Source organism: Nocardioides sp. Z50_6 (assembly GCF_058215755.1).
Genome location: NZ_JBZAJB010000002.1, coordinates 790,582 through 810,710, shown reverse-complemented (window position 1 = coordinate 810,710; position 20,129 = coordinate 790,582). Strand labels below are relative to the sequence as shown.

The window sequence follows — 20,129 nt, the reverse complement described above, 5'->3', positions numbered from 1 at the left end:
GGAGGAACCTCCCTGATGTGCCGCTTGCTGGGCTATGTCCGACGTACGCCGACCTCGGTCGAGGAGCTGCTGGGGCCCGACGGCCTCGAGGGGTTCACCGCCCTCACCGCGGTCCACGCCGACGGTTGGGGCATGGCCTGGCAGGACCAGGAGGGCACGACGCACTCGGCCTCCTCCCCCGGCTCCGCGGCCACCGACCCCGCGTACGCCGACCTGGTGCGGCAGCCGCTGGGCCGGGCGGGCCTCGTGCACCTGCGCTGGGCGACCGGCGGCCTCCCGGTGCGCCCGGAGAACACCCACCCGTTCGTGGAGGGCGACTACGCCTTCGCCCACAACGGGCACGTCTCCCCGATCGGCGAGCTCGAGACGCTGCTCAAGCCCGAGACCCGGGAGGCGCTGGTCGGCGACACCGACAGCGAGCGCTACTTCCGCTTCGTCAAGCAGTCCGTCGACGAGCACGGCAGCGTGGAGGCCGGCGTCCGGCACGCCCTGGGCCGGTTGCTGCGCGACTTCGCCGACTGCAGCCTCAACGCGCTGATGCTCACCCCGACCCACATGGTCGCGATCCACGTCAACAGCCGGGCCACCTCGCCGCGCGAAGGGCTGCGCGACCTCTTCGACGACGAGGACGACGTGCCGCCCCGCCACCTCACGGAGTACTTCGCGATGGACTACCGGACCGACGAGGACGGGCTCACCATCATCTCCAGCGGCCTGGACGAGCCCGGCTGGACCGCGGTGCCCGACGACATGGCGGTGATGGTCGACCTGGAGACCCTCGAGCTGACCAGGCTGGACCCGGTCGAGGCGCTCAAGGAGCAGGCGCTGGAGTGACCGGCTGCCTCAGGCGTCGTGCCGCATGTGCAGCCACGGCCGGTCCAGGTGGAAACGGCGACCGCTGATCTCGGTGGGCCGGATCTCGACCACGTTGTACTTCAGCGTGTCGACCCAGGGGCGCAGCGGCACGTTCTCGGCCCGGTGCTCCTCGTCCTCCTCGAGCTTGCGGGCCACGCCGCGCACGATCACGCTCGTGGCCTGCTGGGCGTCGTGCTCGTCGACCTCGAACGCGACGTCGGAGTTCATCACGATCCCGAGGAGCTTGCTGCCCTCCGCGGTGCGGAAGAGCAGGGTGCCGTGGTCGACGGCGTAGTTGATCGGCGCGATGTGCACCTCGTCGAGGAGGTGGAAGGCCAGCCTGCCCAGCTCGTTGCTGCGCAGGAACTCCCACGCCTCGGCCTCGTCGAGGGCACCCGGAACGAAGTCGCTGCTCATGCCACCCAACCTACTCCTGCCTAGAGTCGGCAGCATGACCTCGAGCCCAGTCCTCGTCACCGGCGCCACCGGCTTCGTCGGCCGGTGCCTGGTCCCGGCCCTGCTGGCGGAGGGGCACGACGTCCGGGCGATGACGCGGCGCCCCGACTCCTACGACGGGCCCGGCACGCCGGTGGGGGCCGACGTCACCGACCCCGCCGCCCTGGCCGCCGCGCTGGCGGGGGTGGAGGTGGCTTTCTACCTGGTCCACTCCCTGGACAGCGACGACTTCGAGGCCGAGGACGCGCGCGCGGCCCGCACCTTCGGCGAGCAGGCGGCGGCCGCCGGCGTCCGGCAGATCGTCTACCTCGGCGGCCTGGGCAGCGACGACGGCGACCTCTCCGCGCACCTGCGCAGCCGCCGCGAGGTCGAGGGCCTGCTCGCCGAGGCCGGCTGCCCGGTCACGGTGCTGCGGGCCGCCATCGTGGTCGGGCGCGGCGGGGTCTCGTGGGAGCTCACCCGTCAGCTGGTCAAGAACCTGCCGGCGATGGTGGTGCCCCGCTGGGTCTCGACCCGCACCCAACCCATCGCCCTGGACGACGTGGTCCGCTACCTGGTGGGGGTGGTGGGCGACGACCGCGCCCTGGGCCGCGTCTTCGAGGTCGGCGGCTCGGAGGTGCTCACCTACCGGCGGATGCTCGAGATCGCCGCGGAGGTGATGCACGGGGAGGCCGTCCCGATCGTCCCCGTCCCGGTCTTCACGCCCCGCCTCTCCTCCTACTGGCTCTCCTTCGTCACCGACGTCGACACCACCACCGGCCGCAACCTGATCGACTCGATGAGCACCGAGGTCGTGGTCTCCGACCACTCGATCCGCGAGCTGCTCCCCTTCGAGCCGATCGGCTACGAGGAGGCGGTACGCCGGGCGCTGGAGGAGGGCGGCCGCTAGCCCCCCGCGTCAGCCGATGAGCTGCGGCAGCACCAGCAGCATGGTCAGCGACCAGGACACGTGGGTGATCGCGGGGGCCAGGATCCCGCCGGAGGCCCGCCGCTGCAGGCCGCAGAGCACCCCGAGCAGCCCGGCGGCGAAGGTGAGCATCACGTTGCCGGTGGCGGCGGTGGCCACCACGTAGGCGAGGCTGGTCCACAGCACCGGGTGCCGCGGGATAGCGGCGTAGGCGGCGCCCCGGAAGAAGAGCTCCTCGGCGATCCCGCTGACGGCGGTGATCAGCACCAGCAGCGGCACCGAGCCCTCGTCGGCGAAGTCGAGGACCGAGCCCACCTGGCCCTCCAGGAACGGGACCTGCCGCACCACCAGGGCGCCCAGGATGAAGATTCCCGCCAGCCCGAGGCCCAGCGCCAGCGGGGTGAGCACCGGGCGGGTCAGCCGGTCCCGGAAGGCGATCCGGCCCAGGTGGAGCCGGCCCGAGACGAACGAGCCGGCCGTCCAGAGCGCGGCCAGCGCGGCGGTGCCGACGTAGAAGAGGTCGTCGCCGGGCTCCAGGCGCACCGACCAGCCGAGCAGGGCGGCGCCGAGCAGCACCACCACGACCACGACGACCTGGCGGCGGCGCAGCCCGGCGGCGGTGTCGCGCTGGTCGCGCGGGACGACGTCGACCAGCGCCCGACGCAGGAACGACCGCACGCCGACCACCTGCCTCTCGCGGCCCCTGCCGCCCCAGGTCCCGACTCTACGAGGGGCACGCGCACGACGACCCCGCACGGCGCCGGAGCGCCGTACGGGGTCGTCGGGAGGTGCTGGGCAGAGCCTGGGGTCAGCGGCGTCCGCTGAACGACGACGCGCTGTGCGAGGAGCCGCCCGTGGAGGTGCTGTAGACCGAGGCGCTGCCGGAGCCGCCGCGACGACGGTTGCCGCCGCCCTGGCCACCGGTCTTGGCGCCTGCCTTGGCGCCGGTGCGGCTGCCGCCGGCGCGGGAGGAGGACTGGCCGGTGCCGCCCTGGCCGCCGGAGCGACGCGAGCGGTTGCGAGCGCCGCCGCCGCTGCGGGCCTGGCCCTGCTCGCCGGCGGGGCGCGTACCCGCCGGTGCCGGGGGTGCGTAACCACCCGGCACCAGCGTGCGCTCGCCCGGCGCGAGCTGGACGAGGATCGGGTGGCCCATCGAGGTGACCTTGGTGGTGGTCGGCTTGATGCCGGCCAGCCGGGTCAGGTCGCGCACGTCGCGCACCTGGTCGTCGGTCATCAGGGTGATCACGGTGCCCTCGGCGCCGGCGCGGGCGGTGCGGCCCGAGCGGTGCAGGTAGGCCTTGTGCTCGGACGGCGGGTCGGCGTGCACCACGAGGGCGACGTCGTCGACGTGGATGCCGCGGGCCGCCACGTCGGTCGCCACCAGGGTGGAGGCCTTGCCGGAGTGGAACGCCTCCATGTTGCGGGTGCGGGCGTTCTGCGACAGGTTGCCGTGCAGCTCGACCGCGGTGACGCCCTTGCTGTTGAGCTGGCGGGTCAGCGCCTTGGCACCGTGCTTGGTGCGGGTGAAGATCACCGTGCGGCCGGGGGCGCTGGTCAGGTCGACCAGGACCGGGACGCGCTGCTCGCGGCCCACGTGGAGCACGTGGTGCGACATCTTCGAGACCGGCGACTGCGCCGAGTCGGCCTGGTGGGTGACCGGGTTGGTCAGGTAGCTCTTGACCAGGACGTCGATCGCCTTGTCGAGGGTGGCGGAGAAGAGCAGCCGCTGGCCCTGCTTGGGGGTCTTGTCCATGATCCGCTTGACGCCGGGCAGGAAGCCCAGGTCGGCCATGTGGTCGGCCTCGTCGAGGATGGTGACCTCGATGGCCGAGAGGTCGCAGTGACCCTGGCCCATCAGGTCCTCGAGGCGGCCGGGGCAGGCGATGACGATGTCGACGCCCTTCTTCAGGCCGGCGACCTGCGGGCCCTGGCCGACGCCGCCGAAGACGGTCAGCGTGGAGAGGCCGGCCTCCTTGGCGAGGGGCGCCAGGGCGTCACGCAGCTGGGTGACCAGCTCGCGGGTCGGCGCCAGGATCAGCGCGCGGGGCTTGCGCGTCATCGCGGGCAGCTTGCTCGCGTCGAGGCGGGCGACCAGCGGCAGCAGGAAGGCGTAGGACTTGCCCGAGCCGGTCCGGCCGCGGCCGAGGACGTCGCGTCCGGCCAGCGAGTCGGGCAGCGTGGCCGCCTGGATGGGGGTGGGGATGGTGATGCCTTGCGCCTCGAGCACTGCGGACAGGTTCGAGGGCACGCCGAGTTCGGCGAAGTTCATGTGTTGATCTTTCGGTTGGTGTCTCACCAACGCGCTTCCGCCGGTGGCGGGGCTGACGGTCTCGGACCGCTGCGTGTGCCTCACGAGTGTGAGGGCGGGGCCCGAGCGTGTCGGGCTCCGCAGGACGCTCGAGGCAAGACTTGACGAGGCGTCTGCAGGGGACACTACTCCGCCGTTCCGATATCCGGTGAATCCCCGGCCTTTATCACCGCTGGGGCGGCGGCTGGCTCAATGGAAGGCGAGGACCCCGTCGTCGATCGCCCCGCGCCGGATGGTGCGCACGTCGTGCACGTAGTTCTGCCGCAGCTTCCACGGCTCGACCGAGCCCTGCTTGGGCAGCCGGTCGAGCGCGCGCAGCACGTAGCCGGCGCCGAAGTCCATGAACGGCGCCTCGCCCACGGCCGGGTCGCGGACCGGGACGGCCGAGGCATACCCGTGCGCGTCGAGGTGGGTCAGGAGGCGGCAGACGTACTCGGCGACCAGGTCGGCCTTGAGCGTCCACGAGGCGTTGGTGTAGCCGATCGTGAAGGCGAAGTTCGGCACGCCGGTGAGCATCATCGCCTTGTAGGCCATGGTCGAGGGCAGGTCGACCGGCTTCCCGTCGACGCTCAGCTCCAGCCCGCCGAAGGCGAGCAGGTTGAGACCGGTGGCGGTGACCACCAGGTCGGCGTCCAGATGGGTCCCGTCGGTGAGCCGCACGCCGGTCTCGTCGAAGGTCTCGATGGTGCCGGTGGCGACCGCGGCGTCGCCCTGCTTGATCGCGCGGAAGAGGTCGCCGTCGGGGACCAGGCACATCCGCTGGTCCCACGGCCCGTAGGTCGGCTTGAAGTGCACGTCGACCGGGTAGTCCTCGGGCAGCATCCGTGCGTTGAGCTTGCGGATCATCTTCCGCACCGGGCCCGGCCACTTCTGCGAGGCCTCGAAGAGCAGCGTCGCCTGGGCGACGTTCTTCCAGCGGGTCACGGCGTACGACGCCTTCTCCGGCAGGAACCGCTTGAAGGCGCGGCCGATCTTGTCGATGCCGGGCACCGGCAGCACGTAGGTCGGGGAGCGCTGCAGCATGGTCACGTGCGCCGCGCCGCCCTCCTCGACGGCCGGCAGCGCCATCGCCGGCACCAGGGTCACCGCGGTCGCACCGGAGCCGATCACCACCACCCGCTTCCCGGCGTAGTCCAGGCCGGCCGGCCAGTGCTGCGGGTGCACGACGGTGCCGCCGAAGTCGGCCAGGCCGGGCAGCTCGGGCAGGTAGCCGCGGTCGTAGTCGTAGTAGCCGCTGCAGGCCCAGAGGAAGGAGCAGGTGTAGGTCTCGTGCGCTGTGATCATCCCCCCGCCGACGTCCTCGTGGGTGGTCTCCACGGTGACCGTCCAGAGGGCGTCGTCGGAGTCCCAGTCGGCGGCGACGACGCGGCGGTCGTAGCGCACGTGCCGGTCCACCCCGTGCTCGGCGGCGGTCTCCTTGACGTACTCCAGGATCGAGGCGCCGTCGGCCAGCGCCTTCTCCCCGCGCCACGGCTTGAACCGGTAGCCGAGGGTGAACATGTCGGAGTCCGAACGGACGCCGGGGTAGCGGAAGAGGTCCCAGGTGCCGCCCATCCGCGGGCGGCGCTCGAGGACCAGGTAGCTCTTGCCCGGCAGCTCGCGGCTCAGCTGGCTGGCCGCTCCGACCCCGGAGAGGCCGGCTCCGATGATCAGTACGTCGACGTGCTCGACGGGGGCGTGAGTGTGCATCCGGTGAATGTAGCCGCCGGGACCCTCAGACGGCAGGGGGCCGCAGCGCGTCCTCGGGGTTGTCGCCGGGCGACTCGTCGGCGAGCAGCACGCTGACCATGCCGTTGGGCTCCAGGTAGGCGCGACGGACCGTCGAGACGTCGTCGATCCCGTGCAGCCGCAGCTGCGACATCACCTCGTCGTAGGACATGAACTCGCGCCGCATCACGTGCCGGTTGAGCTCGCCGTCGCGGATCAAGGGCTTCGCCCTGGCCTTGACCACCTTGCCCAGGGCCGGCCACCGGTAGGAGAGAGCGTCGAGCAGCACGCTCCAGAAGAGCAGGGTGACCACCAGGACCAGCCCGTCGCCGACGGAGCTGGCCTCGCCGGTGAGCCCCGCGCTGGCGGCGTTGACCACCAGGACGACCAGCAGCAGGTCGGTGAGGCCGAGCCCGCCGGCCTCGCGCTGGCCGACGATCCTCATGAGGAGCATCAGCGCCAGGAAGGTGACCGTTCCGCGCAGGACGAGCTCAAGCACCGGCGCGTTGAGCGCGAAGACCGTGGCGAAGTCAGGCATGCCCCCACTTTGTCAGGCCTGGACGGCCGCCCCGGAGGCGAGCAGTCCGTCGACGTCGGAGACGCCCCAGGCCTCCAGCGCCTCCCGGGTGCTGCCGCCCACCGCCTGCGGGGAGCACTGCACGGTCGCCGCGGTCCGGGAGAAGCGCGGCGCCGGGGCCGGCTGCAGCACGCCGTCGCGCTCGACGTAGGTGCCTCGGGAGGCCAGGTGGGGGTGGCGCGCGGCTTCGGCCATCGGCACGATCGGGAAGACGCAGGCGTCGGTGCCGTCGAAGACCTCGGCCCACTCGGCCTGGGTGCCCTCCTTGAAGCGGGCGGTGAACGCCTCGCGGATGGCGGGCAGGTTGGCCGGGTCGTCGCGGTCGGGCAGCTCCTCGAGCCCGAGCAGCCGGAGCAGCTCGGCGTAGAACTGCGGCTCGAGCGCGCCGACCGACACGTGCTTGCCGTCGCTGGTCTCGTAGACGTCGTAGTACGGGACGCCGCCGTCGAGCAGCGAGGCGGCGCGTCGCTCCCCCAGCACGCCCATGGCCTGCAGGCTGGCGCCCATCAGGTTGAGGTGCGCGGTGCCGTCGACGATCGCGGCGTCGACCACCTGCCCCTGCCCGGAGACCTTCGCCTCGAGCAGCGCGGCGAGCACGCCGATCACCAGGTAGGTGGAGCCGCCGCCGAAGTCGCCGAGCAGGTTGCTCGGGAAGTGCGGCCGCGCCCGGTCCTGGCCGAGGCCGTGCAGCACCCCGGCGGCCGCCACGTAGTTCATGTCGTGCCCGGCGACCTCGGCGAGCGGGCCGTCCTGGCCCCAGCCCGTCATCCGGCCGTAGACCAGCGCCGGGTTCTTCTCCCAGCACTGCTCGGGCCCGAGGCCGAGGCGCTCGGTGACGCCGGGGCGCATCCCCTCGACGAGGACGTCGGCGCTCGCGACCAGCTCGAGGACGGCGGCCACCGCCGCCGGATTCTTCAGGTCGAGGGCGACGCTGGGCCGCCCCCGGGTGAGCAGGTCGGCCGGACCGCCGCCGAGCGGGTTGCCGCCCGGCCGCTCGATGCGGATCACGTCGGCGCCCAGGTCGGCCAGGATCGTGCAGGCGTGCGGCCCGGGCCCGATCCCGGCGATCTCCACGACCTTGACCCCGCGCAGCGGACCGGTGCCCTTCCCCAGCTCGTATGTCATGCGCCACATTGTGACAGAACTGCTGTCACGGTTGGGGCACGTCAGTCAAGCCGGTGCCGCATCTACCGGACTGGGTATTCCCGGTTTGGTGCTGCCGCGACCGGGCATGCGCTGGTTCGGGAGGTGCGCCCATGAGCGTTCAGGTGATTCACGACGCGTTCACCCAGGCGAGGAGAGACGTGGCGGAGGCGAGCGCGCGGCTGGACCGGGACCGAGCCAGGATCGACCGCAGGGTGTCGGCGTTCCTCGGCAGCGCTTGTTGTAGTGCCTGAGGGCGTTCTTGGGATTGGAGTGCCACTTGCCCTGGGACTACTTCCTCTCGCAATAGGACTCGACATGACTGTCAACAACCACTGCCGCGTCTGTGGCTACGACTGGGGCGAGCCGCCGTGGGGCGTCACGGGCAAGACCCCGAACTTCGAGATCTGCCCTGTGTGCGAGGTGGAGGCCGGATACGAGGACAACAGCCCCGAGAGCACCCGCGCTTACCGCGCGAGCTGGCTCGCCCGAGGCGCGCCATGGGCGGACGAGGAGGTCCCGCACGACGGTCTCAGCACCGAGGAGCGCCTGCGCCATGTCCCTCCGGGGTTCGAGTGAGGCCGCGATGACTCACGGACCGGTCCTCGGAGCGGCGGACCGGCCGGACCCGCTCGAGGAGATGGCCCGATCCGCGCCGGCCGCCGCGCTCCTGCGCAGCAGCCTCACCGCCCTGGCCCAGCAGCACGAAGGGACACCCCTGGCCGGGTTGCTCCGTGACGTGCTGGCCGGGAGACGTCCGTGGCAGGACCTACGCCATGACCCCGTGCTCATGGAGACCGCCCGGCGGGGGGTGCAGGACTACCGCGACCATCTCGCCTCTCTCACGCCTGAGGAGCGCGTCGCCCTGACGGCCGAGGCGGAGTCGCTGGCAGCCCGCGACGAGGGCTGACGCCCAGCTAACCGGCCACCAGCCCGTGCGCGTGCGCGAAGACCACGATCTGCACCCGGTCGCGCAGCGCGAGCTTGCGCAGGATCGCGCCCACGTGGGTCTTCACCGTGGACTCGCTGGTGAAGACCCGCCCGGCGATCTCGGTGTTGGACAGCCCCAGGGCCACCGCGTCGAAGATCTCCCGCTCCTTCTCGGTGAGCGCCAGGTACGCCGCCGGCGCGGGGCCGGGCGAACGGAACTGACCGTCGAGCAGGGTGGAGAGGTCCTGCGGCGCGAGCACCGCGTTGCCGGCGTGCACCGTGCGGATCGCGTCGCCGCCCGGTCGTCGAGGTTGAAGGTGGTCAGCACCACCACCCGCAGCGGCTTGGTGCGGCGGGCGGCCCGCTCGCGGGAGAAGAGCTGCCGGGTGGCCTCCACGCCGTCCATCTCCGGCATCCGGATGTCCATCAGCACCACGTCCGGCTCGAGCTCGTCGACCAGGCGCACCGCCTCGAACCCGTCACCGGCCTCGCCGACCACGCACATGCCCTCCTGGGCGTCGACGATCACCGCGACGCCGGCGCGGAAGAGCACCTGGTCGTCGACGAGCAGCACCCGGATCTGCTCGGCGGTCACGACTCACCCGCCCGCAGCGGTATCCACGCGGTCACGGTGAAGGTCGGGCCGGACTCCTCCTGCCGGCGGCGTACGTCGAGTCGCCCACCGACCGCCTCGACCCGGCGTCGCATCCCCTCCAGGCCGCGACCGGCCGAGGGCCGCGGCTCCTCGGGCAGCCAGGCCGTCAGCGGCTCCTCGTCCAGCGCCCGGATCGGCATGGTCGGCACGTCGCCGGTCAGGTCCTCGCCGGCGTCGGTGGTGGGCTCGACCTCGTTGCGCACCTCGATCCGCAGCTCACCCTCCCAGTGCCGCTCCACGTGCACCACGCCGTCGCGCCGCCCGTGCCGGATCGCGTTGGTGAGCATCTCCTGGAGCACCCGGAAGGCGACGGTCTCCAGCTCGGGAGGCAGCGGACGCGGAGCGCCCTCCTCGGTGGAGAGCACCCGGTGGCCGCTGCCCGGACCCGAGGGTCCGACAGGAGGATCATCATGGCTCCACGCTCCCCCGGCGCGGGGGGCGAGCGGCTCCACCTGAAGTGCCGGAGCGCTGTCCTGGAGGACGAGACGGCACCCCCGAGGGCCAGGTCCGGATCCCACTTTGGGGGATTGCAACTCGTTGCACACTGTGTCACTCTTCCGCGGTGGCCCTTGAACACGCCCTTCTGGTGGCACTCCGCGAGAAGCCCGGCTCCGGACTGGAGCTGGCCCGCCGGTTCGACAGGTCGATCGGCTTCTTCTGGCACGCCACCCACCAGCAGATCTACCGGGTGCTGGGCCGGATGGAGTCCGACGGCTGGCTCGCCGTCGAGGTGGTGCCCCAAGCCGGCAAGCCGGACAAGAAGGTCTACGCCGTCACCGACGCCGGGGCCGAGGTGCTCGCGCGGTGGCTGGCCGCGCCCAGCCCGATGGAGGACCCGCGCAGCGAGATTGCGGTGAAGATGCGCGGCGCCTCGTTCGGCGATCGGGAGGCCGTGCTGGAGACGGTGCGGGGCAACCTCGCCGACCACCAGCTGCGGCTGGCCCACTACCGCCAGCTGCACAAGCAGTACGCCGACCCGTCGGCACTGACCGGCCACGAGCTCGACCAGTACCTCGTGCTCCAGGGCGGCATCGGCCTGGAGCAGTTCTGGGTCGGCTGGCTCGAGGACTACATCGACGCCCACAGCAAGGACCGCTCATGAGTGACTACCCCCACCTGCTCGCCCCGCTCGAGCTCGGCCCGCTGACCCTGCGCAACCGCGTGGTGATGGGCTCGATGCACACCGGCCTGGAGGACGCCCCCTGGCACCTCGACCGGCTCTCGGCCTACTTCGCCGAGCGCGCCCGCGGCGGCGTCGGCCTCATCGTCACCGGCGGCTACGCGCCCAACAAGCGCGGCTGGCTCAAGCCCTTCGCCTCGGAGATGACCACCCGGCTGCAGGCGATGCGGCACCAACAGGTCACCGAGGCGGTGCACGCCGAGGGCGGCGCGATCGCGATGCAGATCCTGCACGCCGGGCGCTACGCCTACCACCCGTTCAGCGCCGGCGCCTCGACGCGCAAGTCGCCGATCACCCCGTTCAAGCCCGCCGCGCTGTCGGCCAAGGCCGTCGACCGGACCGCGACCGACTTCGCCAAGTCCGTCGCGCTGGCCAAGAAGGCCGGCTACGACGCGGTCGAGATCATGGGCTCCGAGGGCTACCTGATCAACCAGTTCCTCGCCGCCCGCACCAACGACCGCACCGACGCCTGGGGCGGCAGCGCGGAGAAGCGGATGCGCTTCCCGATCGAGGTGGTGCGCCGCACCCGCGAGCTGGTCGGCGACTTCCCGGTGATGTACCGCATCTCGCTCCTCGACCTGGTCGAGGAGGGCCAGACGTGGGAGGAGACCGCCGAGCTCGCGCTGCGCCTGGAGGAGGCCGGCGTCACCGCGTTCAACACCGGCATCGGCTGGCACGAGGCACGGGTGCCCACGATCATCACCCAGGTGCCGCGGGCGGCGTGGCGCTCGGTCACCGCCCGGCTCAAGGCCGAGGTCTCGGTCCCGGTCTGCGCCTCCAACCGGATCAACACCCCCGAGGTGGCCGAGGAGATCCTGGCCGCCGGCGAGGCCGACCTCGTCTCCATGGCCCGCCCGCTGCTCGCCGACCCCGACTTCGTGGCCAAGGCCGCCGCCGGCCGCGCCGACGAGATCAACACCTGCATCGCCTGCAACCAGGCCTGCCTGGACCACACCTTCTCCAACAAGACGTCGTCCTGCCTGGTCAACCCCCGCGCCTGCCACGAGACCCTGCTGGTGCTCTCCCCCGCCCGCCGCAAGGAGTCGGTCGCGGTCGTCGGCGCCGGCCCCGCCGGCCTGGCCACCGCGGTCAGCGCCGCGGAGCGCGGGCTGGCGGTCACCGTCTTCGAGAAGGCCCCGCAGATCGGCGGGCAGTTCCGGCTGGCCATGCAGGTGCCCGGCAAGGAGGAGTTCGCCGAGACGCTGCGCTACTACGCCCGGCGCCTCGAGGTGCTCGGCGTCGACGTCCGGCTCTCCACCGAGGCCCGCCCCGACGACCTGGCCGGCTTCGACCACGTCGTGGTGGCCACCGGGGTGGAGCCCCGGGTGCCGCAGATCGACGGCATCGACCACCCCAAGGCGGTCTCCTACGCCGACGTGCTGGCCGGCCGGGTCACGGTCGGGCGCCGGGTGGCGGTGATCGGTGCCGGCGGCATCGGCGTCGACGTCTCGCACTTCCTCGCCCACGACCCGGGCGAGACCTTCGACGACTGGATGGCGCAGTGGGGCGTCGGCGACCCGTCGCTGCACCGCGGCGGGCTGACGGAGCGCAAGCCCCGGCCGGTGGTGCGGGAGGTGACGCTGGTCCAGCGCAAGGAGACCCCGATCGGGATCGGCCTGGGCAAGACCTCGGGCTGGGCCCACCGCGCGGTGCTCAAGCAGTCCGGCGTGCGCCAGGTCAGCGGGGCGACGTACGACCGGATCGACGACGCCGGCCTGCACCTGACCGTCGGCGGCGAGCCGGAGCTGCTCGAGGTCGACCACGTGGTGGTCTGCGCCGGGCAGGAGTCGGTGCGCGACCTGTACGACGCCCTGCAGCGCCCGGCCCAGCTCCCCGGCGGTGCCGCTCCGCACCGGGTCGGCGGAGCCACGGTGCATCTGGTCGGCGGAGCCGACGTCGCCGCCGAGCTCGACGCCAAGCGGGCGATCAAGCAGGGCACCGAGGTCGCGGCCGCGCTGGGCTCCTGACCCGACGCCCGGACCTGCTCAGCGGGTGAGCTCGGCGGTGACGTAGTCGTCGTTGCAGGGCTGGGAGCGGCCGCCCACGATCGGGCACTGCGGGCCGTGGTCCGCACCCTTGGTGACGGTGTAGACGTCGAGGCGCGCCTTGCGGTTGAAGGGCTTCGGGTCCTCGGCGCCGTCCAGCGAGATGGTGACCCGGTTCCTGGTCCGGTCCCACTGGGCCTGCGCGGGCAGCGAGGCCCCCTCCTCCTCACCGGCGCGGGTGAAGGTGGCGCGGGTGACGACCTTGCCCGATCGGAAGCGGGTGCGCACCTTCACCGTGCTGCCGTCGGGGTAGTACACGCTGCCGAAGACCCGGGTGCGCTTGCGGTTGATCCGCTCCAGCTTGGCCACGAAGACCGTCTCGGCCTCGTCGTAGGTCAGGGTGCCGCGCACCAGCTGGTTGGCTCGGTCCTGCAGACGGGGCCCCGCCTCGTCGGTGACGGTCACGCTCTCGGCCCAGGCCGGCTGCGCGGCCGCGAGCAGACCCGCGGTCAGCACCGCGGCGACCGCGCCGGCGCGTCGCCGCCCGGCGGCGCCGCTCACCGCTTGCCCGCTCGCCTGGCCTTGGCCTTCTCTACGGCTGACCTGATCTTCGCCTGGTTGTGAGGCTTGCGCGCCTCGTCGTAGACCTTCTTGGCGACACCGGCCATGGCGAGCTTCCGCATGATCTTCATGGGCCCGTCGTACCCCTGATGCCCCCCTCCTCATGCGTCGGCCGTGCTCCGGCCGTGCTCCGGCCATGCGTCGTCAGGCGCCGGTGGCGTGCCGGACCCACACGTTCGGCTCCACGTAGACCGCGGTGCCGTGCTCCGCGTCGCAGTGCACAGGCGTCAGGGCTCCCGGCACCTCCACCGGTCCGGTGCGGTCGAACGGCAGGCCGGTCCAGGCCCGCCACTGCGCCAGGGTCCCCGGGATCACCATCGAGCGCGGCGCGACCTTCTCGATCCGGCCACCCACGCGGGCGTGCACCCGCAGCCACGGGTCGACGGGCAGTCCGTCGTCGCGGGTGCGGAAGGCGTAGCGCGCCATCGGCTCGGCGGGGTCCTTCGTGCCGTTGGGTCGCACCGGGGCGAGCAGCTCGCCGAACCCGAGCCGGGCGGCGTTGTCGCGCAGCGCGAGCAGGACCGGACCCGACAGCCCACGGCCCTGCAGGTCGGGGCGGATCGCGATCTCGATCGCGGAGACGTGCGTGGCCGGCTCGCCGGTGAGCCCGGCCTGCACTGCCCGGCGGATCACCCCGTCCCAGCCGTCGTCCGGCAGCTCGTCGCCGGCCAGCGGGAACGGCACCGAGTGGGCCTTGGCCACCATCGCACCGTCCGCGTCGAGGCAGACCAGGACGAACTCGGCGAACCGCTCGAGGTTGCCGTAGTAGATGTTGCCGATCGGGTCGTGGAGCATGAACTCCGGCCACGAGCTCTCCATGTCCCAGAACCGGTCCATCAGGTCCGGGCGCTCGGCCAGGGTCACGATCTCGGCGATCCCGGCGATCCCGGCGATGTCGGCGTTCATGCCGCCATCCTCCCAACCTCCGCCTCGGACTCGGCCCGCGGGCTTCGCCCCTACACTCACTGCTCGTGAGCCAAGAGCCGAGCCGGACCGCCTCCCCCGTCGTCGAGGACTGCCCCACGATCGCGGTCGTCGGTCTGGGCTACGTCGGCCTGTCGATCGCGGTGCTGCTCTCCCAGCACTGCGACGTGGTCGGCGTCGAGGTCGACCCCGCCAAGGTCGAGGCGCTCAACGCCCGCCGCTCACCGATCCACGACGCCGAGATCTCCGACTTCCTGGCCACCCGCGACCTGCGGCTCACCTTCACCCTCGACGGCACCGAGGCCTACGCCGGCGCCGAGTACGTCGTGATCGCCACCCCCACCGACTACGACCCGGCCACCAACTACTTCGACACCTCCTCGGTCGAGACCGTCATCGCCCAGGTCCACGCCGCCAACCCCGACGCGGTGATGGTGATCAAGTCGACCATTCCCGTCGGTTTCGTCGACGACGTCCGGGCGCGCCTCGGCACCGACAACGTCATCTTCTCCCCCGAGTTCCTGCGCGAGGGCAAGGCCCTGCTCGACAACCTCCATCCCTCGCGGATCATCGTCGGGGAGCGCAGCGCGCGGGCCCGGCGCTTCGCCGACCTGCTGCTCGCCGGCTCCCTGGAGTCCGACGTCCCGGTGCTGCTCACCGACCCCACCGAGGCCGAGGCGATCAAGCTCTTCGCCAACACCTACCTCGCGATGCGGGTCGCCTACTTCAACGAGCTCGACTCCTTCGCCGTCACCCGCGGCCTCGACACCCGCGCGATCATCGACGGCGTCGGCCTCGACCCCCGGATCGGCACCCACTACAACAACCCGTCGTTCGGGTACGGCGGCTACTGCCTGCCCAAGGACACCAAGCAGCTGCTCGCCAACTACTCCGAGGTCCCGCAGACCCTGATCTCCGCGATCGTCGAGGCCAACCGCACCCGCAAGGACTTCATCGCCTTCGACATCCTCGACCGGAAGCCCTCCGTGGTCGGGATCCACCGCCTGATCATGAAGGCGGGCTCGGACAACTTCCGCTCCTCCTCGGTGCAGGGCATCATGAAGCGGATCAAGGCCAAGGGCGTGGAGGTCGTCGTCTACGAGCCCGAGCTCACCGACGACACCTTCTACGGCTCCCGGGTCATCCGTGACCTCGACACCTTCAAGGCCGAGGCCGACCTCATCGTCGCCAACCGCCTCACCAACGACATCAAGGACGTCGCCGACCGCGTCTACACCCGGGATCTCTTCGGCTCCGACTGAGGCGGGCGCCACCCGGGCGGCGGTGGATGACCAGGGAGATCAACGCGATGCGACCGCTCCGCTACTCGATCAACGTCACGCTCGACGGCTCCTGCCACCACGAGGCGGGCCTGCCCCCCGACGAGGAGTCGATGCGCTACTGGACCGACGCGATGGCGCGCGCCGACGCCCTGCTGCTCGGCCGGGTGACCTACGAGATGATGGAGTCGGCGTGGCGCCGGCCGGCCACGGGCACCTGGCCGGACTGGATGAGCGAGTGGGAGGTCCCGTTCGCCGAGGCCATGGACACCGCCAGGAAGTACGTCGTGTCGAGCACGCTGAGCGAGGCCGACTGGAACGCCGAGCTCGTGACGGGCGACCTGGGCGAGACGGTCCGGCGGCTCAAGCAGGAGCCGGGCGAGGGCCTGTGGGTGGGCGGGGTGACGCTGCCCACCGCCCTGGCGGACCTGGGGCTCATCGACGAGTACGAGTTCGTGGTGCAGCCGGTCCTCGCCGGACACGGTCCGACGCTGCTCGCCGGCCTGCGCACGCCCACCCGGCTCGAGCTGGTGGACCGCCACGAGCTCGGGTCGGGGGCGGTCGCCCTGCGCTACCGGCCCACGCCGGCTCCGGCCTGAGACGAGGCGCCGAGGCAGACCGGTCGCAGACGCCTGCTCAGTAGTGTCGCGCCATGACCGGTGCCGAAGAGCTCGAGCTGACCAAGACCTCCCGCAAGGCCTGGGGTGCCCTGGAGGTGGTGCACGTCCTGGCCCACTTCGCGGCGCCCGTCACCCAGGCCTACGTCGACCTGGGGCTACGGCCCCGGCTCTCCTACTTCGCGGCGCGCTCCGCACCGTTCGGCGCGGTCGGCCCGGCGGTGCCGGCGGCCACCTTCTACGGCTTCGCCCCCTGGCTCTTCGACAAGACCCTGCCCTCCTCCTGGGAGATCGCCTCGCCCGAGGAGGTGCTCGACGCCCAGCGCCGGTCGATCACCGAGGTGATGGCGCAGGTGACGGCTCCGATCGAGGAGGGGGACGTCGCCGAGCTCGCCGGCCTGCTCCGGACGGTCTGCGACGGCCTGACCGCCCCGGGACGTCCGCTCTACGCCGCCTACGCGGCCCTCCCCTGGCCCGAGGACCGCGGGCTCGCGCTCTGGCACGCGGCCACCCTCATCCGCGAGCACCGCGGCGACGGCCACCTCGCCCTGCTGGTCCGCGCCGAGCTCGACCCGGTGGAGGCGGGCGTCCTCAACGGCCTCTTCGCGGGCACCACGGAGTTCCTCCGGGCCACCCGCGGCTGGAGCGACGAGGAGTACGACGCCGCCCGGGCGCGGTTGGCGGCCCGGGGCCTGGTCGCCGACGGAGCGCTCACCGAGGAGGGCGTGCGCTTCCGCCGCGAGCTGGAGCGCGAGACCGACCGGCTGGCCCTGGAGGGCTGGCGCCACCTCGGCCTCGACGGCACCCGCCGGGTCCTGGAGCTGGCGGTGCCGCTGCGCGACGCCACGCTGGCCAGCGGATTCCTCCCCGACTGGATGACCGGGGGCCGCTGACCGCGCGGGTCAGGTCACGCGCCGGCGCGCTCCTCGGCCCGGAAGGAGTCCCGTCCGCGACCACCCGAGAGGTGGTCGCGCCGGCGGTCGGCCACCAGGACGTCGTTCCCACGCTGGCCGAACATCGAGTCCCGGCCGTAGCCACCCCGGAGCACGTCGTCGCCGGAGCCGCCGCAGAGCAGGTCCTTGCCCGCGCTGCCGGCGAGGATGTCGTCGCCGCCCCGGCCGATCAGGACGTCCGTCCCGCGACCGCCCACCAGGTGGTCGGCGCCGTCGGTGCCCACCTGGACCCGGATCGTCAGTGACGCCCGGCCGGTGGGACCGGTCGCCCGGAGGCGGATGCTGGCCGCCCCGGAGATCCGGGCGCGGGGACGCAGCTCCAGCACGGCCCGGTCACCGTCGCGGGTCACGGAGATCCGGGAGGCCGGCAGCAGCTTCCGGTTCGAGGAGCGGGCGGTCACGGTCGCGCCGTCGAGGTCGTCGAGGCGGACCGCCACCCGGGCGACGTCGCCCCGGCAGGACTGGTCGAAGACCGGAACCAGAGCCGGGGCCGGTGTCGGCGCGGGCGCCGGGGCCGGTGTCGGCGCGGGCGCCGGCGCGGGCGCCGGCGTCGGCGCGGGCGCCGGCGTCGGCGTCGGCGTCAAGGCCGGCGCCTGCCACGCCACGAGCGGCGAGTCGGTCCGGGCGCTGCCGTTCCCAGCGGCGTCCTCCACCGCGCCGGCCGAGACCCGCAGGCCCACCGTCCCGGTCGAGGTCATCCCGGTGACGGCGACCCGGAAGGTCCGGTCGCCCGTCCGCGTGACCACGGCGGTGGTCCCACCCGCGGCACCCAGGACGCCCACGTCCCCGGCCCCCAGCGCGGAGACCGGCTCGTCGGCGGAGACCATGAAGACGACCTCGTCGCCGGTGACCGGGTCCGGCTGCCCTGCCGCCGGCGCCACGCTCAGCGTCGGGGCGGTGGTGTCCACGGTCCAGGACCGCGACGCGGCCGCGCCGGCGTTGCCGGCGGCGTCGACCGCGCGGACCTCGAACGCCCGGGTGCCGTCGGCGAGACCGGTCAACGTCACCGGGCTGGTGCACGCGGCCCAGGCCCCACTGTCGGTGCGGCACTCGAACGAGGTCACGTCGGCGTCCGGGCTGGAGAACGCGAACGTCGCCTCGTCCGACGACCGCAGCGAGCCGTCGGCCGGGCCGGCGTCCACGACCACGGCCGGGGCCGTGGTGTCCACGGTCCAGGACCGGGCCGCGGCCGCGCCGGTGTTGCCGGCGGCGTCGACCGCGCGGACCCCGAAGGTGTGGCCACCGTCGGCGAGCCCGGTCAACGTCACCGGGCTGGTGCACGCGGCCCAGGCCCCGCCGTCGGTGCGGCACTCGAACGACGCCACGTCGGCGTCCGGGCTGGAGAACGCGAACGTCGCCTCGTCCGACGACCGCAGCGAGCCGTCGGCCGGGCCGGCGTCCACGACCACGGCCGGGGCCGTGGTGTCGACCGTCCAGGACCGGACCGCGGCCGCGCTGCGGTTGCCCGCACGGTCGACGGACCGGACCGCGAACGCCCGGGTGCCGTCGGCGAGACCGGTCAACGTCACCGGGCTGGTGCACGCGGCCCAGGCCCCACTGTCGGTGCGGCACTCGAACGAGGTCACGTCGGCGTCCGGGCTGGAGAACGCGAACGTCGCCTCATCCGACGACCGCAGCGAGCCGTCGGCCGGGCCGGCGTCCACGACCACGGCCGCGGCCGTGGTGTCCACGGTCCAGGACCGGGCCGCGGCCGCGCTGCGGTTGCCCGCGCGGTCGACGGACCGGACCGCGAACGCCCGGGTGCCGTCGGCGAGACCGGTCAACGTCACCGGGCTCGCGCACGCGGCCCAGGCCCCGCCATCAGTGCGGCACTCGAACGAGGCCACGTCGGCGTCGGCACTGGAGAAGCTGAACGAAGCCTCGCGGGTCCTCACGAGCGAGCCCTCGGCCGGGCCGGCGTTGAGCGAGACGTCCGGCGCGGTGACGTCGATCGTCCACTCGCGCGATGAGGGGGTCCGGTCCCGGTTGCCCGCCTGGTCGACGGCGCGGACCGCGAAGGTGTGTGCGCCCTCGACCAACCCGGTGTAGGTGGTGGTCTCCGCGCACGCGACGAACGCTGCCCCGTCGAGGCTGCACTCGTAGGTGACGGGCTCGCCGTCCGGGTTGAACATCACGAACGTCGCCGAGCCGCTGCTCTGGAAGGACGCGTTGTCGGGGGCGGTGGCGATCCGCGTGTCCGGCGGGACGGTGTCGACCGTGACGGTCGACGTCGCGGGGGTGGGGTCGACGTCGCCGTCACCGTCCACGGCCCGGACCTGGAACGTGGTGGTGACGTTCTCCGTGAGGTTCTCCGAGCGCGGCGAGGTGCAGGAGACCCACGTCGAGCCGCCGTCGAGGGAGCACTGGAACCCCACGGCGGTGGGGGATCCCGTGAACGTCCAGGTGGCACGGCTCGTGTTGATCAGAGCCGCCGGGGCGCTCGTGATCGTGGTGTCCAGGGGCAGTTCGGCCGTCAGGGAACCGGCGGTCACGTCACGCCAGGGAGAGCAGTTGTAGCACTCCGTGCTGCCCGGGACGTCGAGGGGCACGGCTGCGCCGGGCAGGGCATCACGCAGCGCCGTCCGGTCGACGAGCAGCCGGAGCAGGCGTTCGCCCGCCTTCGTGCGATCAGCGAAGACGGTGAACCCGGTCGAGAGGGTCCACAAGTCGGCGCCGGCGCCGGTGTCGTAGGTGAAGGGTGAGACGAAGGCCGCGGTGGTGCCGCCCGACACGGTGATGTCAGCGGCCACCACGGAGATGGTGTCGTCGACCACCAGGGTGCCGACCGCCTTGGCGCCGTCTGAGAAGGTCACGCCGGTGAGGTGGAAGACCCGTTCCCCCGTCGCTTGGGCGGGCGCTGGCAGGCCGACCAGCACGACCAGCGCGGGGAGGAGGGCCAGCAGCCCCCCGGCAGCCGCCAGGACCCGTCGGTGCAGCGGGGATTTCTGGGCAGGGGGAAGTGCCTCGGGATCGCTCACGAGGCAACAAGGTAGGGCGGCGGGTCCGGTCGCCGCAGGCGTTCGGCCGAAAT

The 20,129-nt window shown here is 72.7% G+C and carries 20 protein-coding genes and 1 pseudogene; 9 read left to right on the top strand and 12 right to left on the bottom strand.

The genetic code is table 11. The features are described from left to right. Window positions 1-15: 15 nt before the first annotated feature. A complete protein-coding gene (locus tag AC4BGE_RS08650; protein WP_490575005.1) occupies window positions 16-834 on the top strand; it encodes a class II glutamine amidotransferase in 819 nt (272 codons plus the stop codon). A 9-nt stretch (window positions 835-843) separates the two neighbouring features. Here the strand turns inward: AC4BGE_RS08650 and AC4BGE_RS08645 are convergent, their stop codons facing one another. Next, window positions 844-1,272, bottom strand: a complete 429-nt coding sequence (locus tag AC4BGE_RS08645) for a pyridoxamine 5'-phosphate oxidase family protein (protein ID WP_490570964.1) — start codon at window positions 1,270-1,272, stop codon at window positions 844-846. 34 nt (window positions 1,273-1,306) lie between these two features. On the opposite strand from AC4BGE_RS08645, the gene AC4BGE_RS08640 reads away from it, so the two are divergent. Further along, on the top strand, window positions 1,307-2,200 hold the full coding sequence (locus AC4BGE_RS08640) for an NAD(P)H-binding protein (RefSeq protein ID WP_490575004.1): 894 nt from the start codon (window positions 1,307-1,309) through the stop codon (window positions 2,198-2,200). Window positions 2,201-2,209: 9 nt separating this feature from the next. On the opposite strand, the gene AC4BGE_RS08635 is transcribed toward AC4BGE_RS08640, so the two are convergent. From AC4BGE_RS08635 to AC4BGE_RS08615, 5 genes are all read right to left on the bottom strand, one after another. Beyond that, on the bottom strand, window positions 2,210-2,896 hold the full coding sequence (locus AC4BGE_RS08635) for a CPBP family glutamic-type intramembrane protease (RefSeq protein WP_490575003.1): 687 nt from the start codon (window positions 2,894-2,896) through the stop codon (window positions 2,210-2,212). Window positions 2,897-3,026: 130 nt separating this feature from the next. Beyond that, window positions 3,027-4,487 carry a DEAD/DEAH box helicase gene (locus AC4BGE_RS08630; protein ID WP_490575002.1) on the bottom strand — a complete coding sequence of 487 codons (1,461 nt, stop codon included), beginning with the start codon at window positions 4,485-4,487 and terminating at the stop codon, window positions 3,027-3,029. Window positions 4,488-4,715: 228 nt separating this feature from the next. Further along, a complete protein-coding gene (locus AC4BGE_RS08625) occupies window positions 4,716-6,215 on the bottom strand; it encodes a flavin-containing monooxygenase (protein ID WP_490575001.1) in 1,500 nt (499 codons plus the stop codon). Between the two features lie 25 nt (window positions 6,216-6,240). Continuing rightward, the gene (locus AC4BGE_RS08620) at window positions 6,241-6,771 is read right to left on the bottom strand and encodes a DUF421 domain-containing protein (RefSeq protein WP_490570969.1); all 531 of its coding nucleotides are present in this window, start codon (window positions 6,769-6,771) and stop codon (window positions 6,241-6,243) included. A gap of 12 nt (window positions 6,772-6,783) precedes the next feature. Continuing rightward, the gene (locus AC4BGE_RS08615) at window positions 6,784-7,935 is read right to left on the bottom strand and encodes a CaiB/BaiF CoA transferase family protein (RefSeq protein WP_490575000.1); all 1,152 of its coding nucleotides are present in this window, start codon (window positions 7,933-7,935) and stop codon (window positions 6,784-6,786) included. A gap of 336 nt (window positions 7,936-8,271) precedes the next feature. Here AC4BGE_RS08615 and AC4BGE_RS08610 point away from each other — a divergent pair, with 336 nt between their 5' ends. Both AC4BGE_RS08610 and AC4BGE_RS08605 read left to right on the top strand, forming a co-directional pair. Continuing rightward, window positions 8,272-8,532, top strand: a complete 261-nt coding sequence (locus AC4BGE_RS08610) for a hypothetical protein (RefSeq protein ID WP_490570971.1) — start codon at window positions 8,272-8,274, stop codon at window positions 8,530-8,532. A 7-nt stretch (window positions 8,533-8,539) separates the two neighbouring features. Further along, window positions 8,540-8,863, top strand: a complete 324-nt coding sequence (locus tag AC4BGE_RS08605) for a hypothetical protein (protein ID WP_490574999.1) — start codon at window positions 8,540-8,542, stop codon at window positions 8,861-8,863. Window positions 8,864-8,870: 7 nt separating this feature from the next. Here the strand turns inward: AC4BGE_RS08605 and AC4BGE_RS08600 are convergent. Together AC4BGE_RS08600 and AC4BGE_RS08595 are read right to left on the bottom strand one after the other, a co-directional pair. Then, window positions 8,871-9,478: pseudogene (locus tag AC4BGE_RS08600) on the bottom strand (response regulator transcription factor). Continuing rightward, on the bottom strand, window positions 9,475-9,903 hold the full coding sequence (locus AC4BGE_RS08595; protein ID WP_490570974.1) for a sensor histidine kinase: 429 nt from the start codon (window positions 9,901-9,903) through the stop codon (window positions 9,475-9,477). The pseudogene AC4BGE_RS08600 and the gene AC4BGE_RS08595 overlap by 4 nt, the downstream one beginning before the upstream one ends. 197 nt (window positions 9,904-10,100) lie before the next feature. On the opposite strand from AC4BGE_RS08595, the gene AC4BGE_RS08590 reads away from it, so the two are divergent. Together AC4BGE_RS08590 and AC4BGE_RS08585 are read left to right on the top strand one after the other, a co-directional pair. Beyond that, window positions 10,101-10,640, top strand: a complete 540-nt coding sequence (locus tag AC4BGE_RS08590; protein WP_490570975.1) for a PadR family transcriptional regulator — start codon at window positions 10,101-10,103, stop codon at window positions 10,638-10,640. After that, window positions 10,637-12,685 (top strand): FAD-dependent oxidoreductase, encoded by a 2,049-nt coding sequence (locus AC4BGE_RS08585; protein ID WP_490574998.1) that lies wholly within the window; start codon window positions 10,637-10,639, stop codon window positions 12,683-12,685. The genes AC4BGE_RS08590 and AC4BGE_RS08585 overlap by 4 nt, the downstream gene beginning before the upstream one ends. 18 nt (window positions 12,686-12,703) lie before the next feature. Here the strand turns inward: AC4BGE_RS08585 and AC4BGE_RS08580 are convergent, their stop codons facing one another. The 3 genes from AC4BGE_RS08580 to AC4BGE_RS08570 form a co-directional block, all read right to left on the bottom strand. Further along, window positions 12,704-13,264: a hypothetical protein gene (locus tag AC4BGE_RS08580; RefSeq protein WP_490574997.1), complete on the bottom strand. Its 561-nt coding sequence runs from the start codon at window positions 13,262-13,264 to the stop codon at window positions 12,704-12,706. Then, the gene (locus tag AC4BGE_RS08575) at window positions 13,261-13,395 is read right to left on the bottom strand and encodes a hypothetical protein (RefSeq protein ID WP_490570978.1); all 135 of its coding nucleotides are present in this window, start codon (window positions 13,393-13,395) and stop codon (window positions 13,261-13,263) included. The genes AC4BGE_RS08580 and AC4BGE_RS08575 overlap by 4 nt, the downstream gene beginning before the upstream one ends. Window positions 13,396-13,468: 73 nt before the next feature. Beyond that, window positions 13,469-14,230 carry an N-acetyltransferase gene (locus AC4BGE_RS08570; RefSeq protein ID WP_490574996.1) on the bottom strand — a complete coding sequence of 254 codons (762 nt, stop codon included), beginning with the start codon at window positions 14,228-14,230 and terminating at the stop codon, window positions 13,469-13,471. A gap of 119 nt (window positions 14,231-14,349) precedes the next feature. Between AC4BGE_RS08570 and AC4BGE_RS08565 the strand changes: the two genes are divergently transcribed. The 3 genes from AC4BGE_RS08565 to AC4BGE_RS08555 are packed head-to-tail and all read left to right on the top strand — an operon-like array spanning window position 14,350 to window position 17,038. Continuing rightward, entirely contained in the window at window positions 14,350-15,510 is a 1,161-nt protein-coding gene (locus tag AC4BGE_RS08565) for a nucleotide sugar dehydrogenase (RefSeq protein WP_490571074.1), read from the top strand. Window positions 15,511-15,536: 26 nt separating this feature from the next. Then, window positions 15,537-16,127 (top strand): dihydrofolate reductase family protein, encoded by a 591-nt coding sequence (locus tag AC4BGE_RS08560; RefSeq protein ID WP_490574995.1) that lies wholly within the window; start codon window positions 15,537-15,539, stop codon window positions 16,125-16,127. 53 nt (window positions 16,128-16,180) lie between these two features. After that, window positions 16,181-17,038: an SCO6745 family protein gene (locus AC4BGE_RS08555; protein WP_490574994.1), complete on the top strand. Its 858-nt coding sequence runs from the start codon at window positions 16,181-16,183 to the stop codon at window positions 17,036-17,038. Between the two features lie 14 nt (window positions 17,039-17,052). On the opposite strand, the gene AC4BGE_RS08550 is transcribed toward AC4BGE_RS08555, so the two are convergent. Next, window positions 17,053-20,076: a calcium-binding protein gene (locus AC4BGE_RS08550; RefSeq protein ID WP_490574993.1), complete on the bottom strand. Its 3,024-nt coding sequence runs from the start codon at window positions 20,074-20,076 to the stop codon at window positions 17,053-17,055. Between the last annotated feature and the right edge of the window lie 53 nt (window positions 20,077-20,129).